This is a genomic window from Variovorax sp. 01T439_2 (assembly GCF_056398445.1).
Genome location: NZ_JBFTPJ010000453.1, coordinates 1 through 4,596 on the forward strand (window position 1 = coordinate 1; position 4,596 = coordinate 4,596).

A 4,596-nucleotide genomic window follows, 5' to 3' on the forward strand; every position below is an offset into this window, starting at 1 on the left:
CACCAGCACCGTGAGCTCGGCTGCCGAGGCGCTGGCGGCGGGCTGCGCCATGCAAGCAAGAGCCAGCACGGCGCAGGCGCCTTGGCGTCGCCGKTTCCGGAGGAGCGAGATGAGAGGGTTCACGGCGACAAACATGGGCTGCGGCTGCAGCAAGTGCAGCACCCAATGTACGGAAGCCGCCTGCTCCGCGCGATAAGGCAGAGGGCTTATGTCGGCGCCCGCAGCCCCGCGCGGCTGTGAGGAAGATCACAGCGCCGGCAGCCGCTTGGCCTATGTCCGACGCACTACCCTGGTCAGGTGTCGGCGTTGGACAGCGCCGCCGCGCGCTGCGTCTGGATCGCCTGGCGCAGCACGCGCGGCGACACCGGCTTGTAGAGCACCGCGATGCCGGCGCTCGCCACTTCGCGCAAGCGGTCGGGCTTGGTCTCGCCCGTGACCAGCAGCCGCGCCGTGCCCGGGCCGATGCCGCGCGGATGGCGCTCCAGCGCGGCGATCACGTCCAGGCCGTTGTCGCCGCCCTGCAGCAGCAGGTCGCTCACCACCACGTCGGGCGGCTGCGCCCAGGTGTCGGCCAGCGCCAGCGCTTCGGCGCGCGTCTGYGCGGCCAGCACTTCGGCGCCCCAGTGGGTGAGCACCACCGTCAGGCCTTCGAGGATGGTGCGCTCGTCGTCGATCACCAGGATGCGCAGGTTTTCCAGGCTCGCTTCTTCTTCGGCGCCGCCGGCGGCGGGTGCGGCGGCCGGCGGCGGCAGCGCGGCCGGCGCCGAGCGCACCAGCACGCGCACGCAGGTGCCCTTGTGCGGCCTGGACGTGAGGTCGACGCGCGTGTTGAGCAGCTCCGCCAGCCGCTGCACCGTGGCCAGCCCGAGGCCCATGCCGCGCGCGCCGCGCGGTGCCTGGCGGCCCGTGGTCTCCACCTGGTAGAACTCCTCGAACACGCGCGCCTGGTGCTGCGGCGCGATGCCCACGCCGGTATCGACCACATCGATGCGAACCCCCTTGCCGCGCCGCCGCGCGCCGATCAGTACGCCGCCCTCGAGCGTGTGGCGCAGCGAGTTCGACACCAGGTTGTTGAGGATGCGCGAGAGCATCACGTAGTCGCAGCGCACCCACAGCTCGGTCTTGCGCGCCACCAGCCGCAGGCCCTGCTGCTCGGCCACCGGGCGGAAGTTGCGGCTGATCTCGTCAAACAGCCGGTCCAGCGGAAAGTCGGCCCACTGCGGCTGCAGCACGCCGGCATCGAGCTGCGAGAGATTGAGCAGCTCGGAGAACAGCCGGTCGAGCGAATCGACGCATTCGCGGATGTGGCCGATGCGCTGCAGGCGCAGCGGATCGGTCTCGCCGTTGGCCAGCCCGTCGGAAAAGAGCGTGAGCGCATGCAGCGGCTGGCGCAGGTCGTGGCTGGCCGCGGCCAGCAGGCGCGTCTTGGCCTGGCTTGCCACTTCGAGCTGCTGGTTCTTGCGCGCGAGTTCGGCGGTGGCCTCGCTGATGCGGCTTTGCAGCAGGCGGTGGCTCTCGGCCAGCGCGCGCGCCGCCTGGTTGAAGCCGTGCTGCAGGTGCCGGATCTCGGAGGTGCCTTCGATGGCCACGCTCGCGGCCTCGCCCGCGCCCAGCCGGTCCACGGCCCTGCCGAGTGCGCGGATCGGCTCGCTGATGCGCCGCGCCGCCCACCAGCCCGCCAGGCCCACGCCCACCAGGCTGATCGCCAGCACCAGCACCACGTTGAGCCACACCGAGCGGCGCGCGTCCTGCACCGCGTCCAGGCTCATCTCCACCATCACCTTGCCGCTCTGGCGGCCCTCGTCGCTGACGATCGGCACCACCACCTGCAGGCCATCGCCGCGCGCGCGGTCGACGGTCTCGGAGTTGGCGACGATCTCGCCGTCCTCCGACCAGATCTGCACCTGCTGCACGTGCGGCTGGTAGGTGCCCGACTGGGCGGTGCGCTGCAGCATGCGGCGGTCCATGCGCAGCAGCGGCGTCTGCGCCGCGGTGGCCACCTGCATGGCCACCGTCTGCGCATTGGCGCGCATCAGCGCGGTCAGGTTGTCCAGGTGCTGGCGCGTCAGGACGGCAATGGCCGCCAGCGTGGCCGCGGTGGCCGGAACCAGCGCCAGCAGGATCAGCTGCTGCGCGAAGGTGAGGCGCGCAAGCCCCCGGAGGACGCGGAAGTTCCAGTTCATGGGGGGATTTGGCGCATGAATGTCGAGCTTAGAGGGGCGGCCATGCGAGCGAAAGATGGGAAAAACATCACGAAATTAACTTGTATTTGGTATCTAATTGCGTCGCGTTGCCCATGTTAGACCCGCTGGTCCGCAGCGGCCCCATGTCTTCGTGTTCCAAAAATGCAGGCCTCCCCATGCCGCGCCCGGAAGGCTTCCGGCGCTTCCGACGCCGTTCGCGCCTCTCGCTGCCCGAGGTTCGGGCGCGCCGCCGCCATGGTGGGCGTGGCGCGCCGCGGCGCAGCGGCCGCCATGCTCGCATTGCTTGCCGGCCTGCCACAAATCGCCCTTGCGCAGCCTGCGCTGCAGCCCGATGCACCGGTTCGCTTCGGCATCCTGCCGCTGGGCGGCGCCTTCGAGTCGCGCAGCGACTGGGACCCGCTGCTGGCCGAATTGAGCCGCGCCATCGCCAGGCCCGTGAGCGTGCTGTCGGTCAACTCGTACGAAGCGCTCGACCAGGCGATCCGGCGCGACGAGGTCGACATGGCCTTCCTGTCCGGCAAGATGGCGCTGGACGCCGTCACGCAGCGGCGCATGAAGGTGGTGGCCCAGGTGGTGCGGCACGACGGGCTGCCCGGCTACCGGGCGCTGCTGCTGGCGCGCAAGGCGCCGCCGTTCAACAGCATGAAGAGCCTGCTCGCGGAGCCGGAGCGCTGGCGCCTCGCGCGCGGCGAGCGGCAGTCGGTGTCGGGCTTCATCGTGCCGCAGCTGCAGCTGTTCCTGCCCAACCACATCGCGATGGAGACGCGCTTCCTGAGCGAGATCGTCGGCACCCACCAGACCACCGCGCTGGCCGTGGCCAACAACGAAGCCGACGTGGCCACCAACAACACCGCCGACTTCGAGCGCTTCAGGCAGCGCTTTCCGGCCGAGGCCGMGCGGCTGCAGGTGCTGTGGGAGTCGGAGCTCATTCCGCACGCGCAGATCGTGGTGCGGCGCGAATATCCGCCCGAGCTGCGCAGCCGCGTGCAGGCCTTCCTGGTCGGCTACGGCCGCGCGAAGGGGCCCAAGGGCGATGCGGAGCGCGTGGTGCTCAAGTCGCTGCATGACCTGGCCGGCTTCGTGGCGGCGGACAACAGCTCGCTGCAGCCTGCCGCCAAGCTGGCCTACCAGCTGGCCAGGCAGAACGCCATGGGCGCGCAGTGGGTCAACGATGCGGCGCGGCAGGCGCGGCTCTCGCGCATCGAGAGCGGGTACGCGGAACAGACCGCCGTGCTGCGCGACCTGTCTCCCTGACGCGGGCCCTGCCCATGTCCATGTCCATGCTGCGCCTCCTGCGTTCGATTGCCGCGGCGCTCGCGCTCTTGGCCGTTGCCGCGGCCTGCCTGGCGCAGGGCGGTGCCGCCACGGCGGACAAGGCGGCTGCTGCGCCGGTCAAGTCGATCCGCTTCGGCGTGCTGCCGCTGGGCGGCGCGGTCGAATCGCGCGCCCTGTGGACGCCGCTCCTGGCCGGCCTGAGCCAGGCCATGGGCGTGCCCGTGAGCGCCTACTCGGTGGCGTCGTACGAGGAACTCGACCGCGCCATCAAGCGCGACGAGATCGACATGGCCTTTCTCTCGGCCAAGATGGCGCTCGACGCCGTGATGCAGCGGCGCATGAAGGTGGTGGCGCAGATCGCGCGCCGGCCCGGCATGCCGACCCACCGCGCCGTGCTGCTGACGCGCAAGGCCGGCCTGCCCAGCACGCTGGAGGCCGTGCTCGCCGAGCCCGAGCGCTGGCGGCTGGCGCGCGGCGACAGCCGCTCCGTGACCGGCTTCCTCATTCCGCAGAGCCAGCTGTTCCTGCCGCGCGGGATCGCGATGGAAACGCGCTTTCGCGGCGAGATCGTCGGCACCCACCAGGCCACCGCGCTGGCCGTGGCCAACGGCGATGCCGACGTGGCCACCAACAACACCACCGACTTCGAGCGCTTCAGGGAGCAGTTCCCGGTGGAGGCCGCGCGGCTGCACATCGTGTGGGAGTCCGAGCCGCCGCCCGGTGCGCAGATGGTGGTGCGGCGCAGCTATCCGCCCGAGTTCCAGGCCCGGCTGCAGGCCTTCCTGGTGGGCTACGGCCAGGGCAAAGGCCCCGGCGCCGATGCCGAGCGCGAGGTGCTGAAGACCCTGCGCGCGGCCTACGGCTATGCCCCCGCCGACGACAGCGCGCTGCTGGCCGAGGCCATGCTCGAATACCAGCTCGGCAAGCAAAGCGCCATGGCCGCCGCCTGGGTCAACGACGCCGCGCGCGAGAAGCGCCTGCAGCGCATCGAGAAGAACTACCGGGAACAGGTCGAGGCCCTGAGCGCCGCCGCCAGTTCTGGCGCGCGCTGAGCATCTGCAGCTGGCATCGCAAGGCCGAGCCCTGCGGGTGCGCTCCACAGCTTGGACCCTGACCC

General features: G+C 71.1%; 3 protein-coding genes. 2 read left to right on the plus strand and 1 reads right to left on the minus strand.

Features of this window, described 5'->3' with window-relative positions; translation table 11 throughout:
• Positions 1-293: 293 nt before the first annotated feature.
• Positions 294-2,183, minus strand: a complete 1,890-nt coding sequence (locus AC1DOC_RS20220) for an ATP-binding response regulator (RefSeq protein ID WP_478081453.1) — start codon at positions 2,181-2,183, stop codon at positions 294-296.
• A 255-nt stretch (positions 2,184-2,438) separates the two neighbouring features.
• Here AC1DOC_RS20220 and phnD point away from each other — a divergent pair, with 255 nt between their 5' ends.
• Positions 2,439-3,458 (plus strand): phosphate/phosphite/phosphonate ABC transporter substrate-binding protein, encoded by a 1,020-nt coding sequence (gene phnD, locus AC1DOC_RS20225; protein WP_478130363.1) that lies wholly within the window; start codon positions 2,439-2,441, stop codon positions 3,456-3,458.
• A 14-nt stretch (positions 3,459-3,472) separates the two neighbouring features.
• Positions 3,473-4,531, plus strand: a complete 1,059-nt coding sequence (locus AC1DOC_RS20230) for a phosphate/phosphite/phosphonate ABC transporter substrate-binding protein (protein ID WP_478083984.1) — start codon at positions 3,473-3,475, stop codon at positions 4,529-4,531.
• The last annotated feature ends 65 nt before the right edge of the window (positions 4,532-4,596 follow it).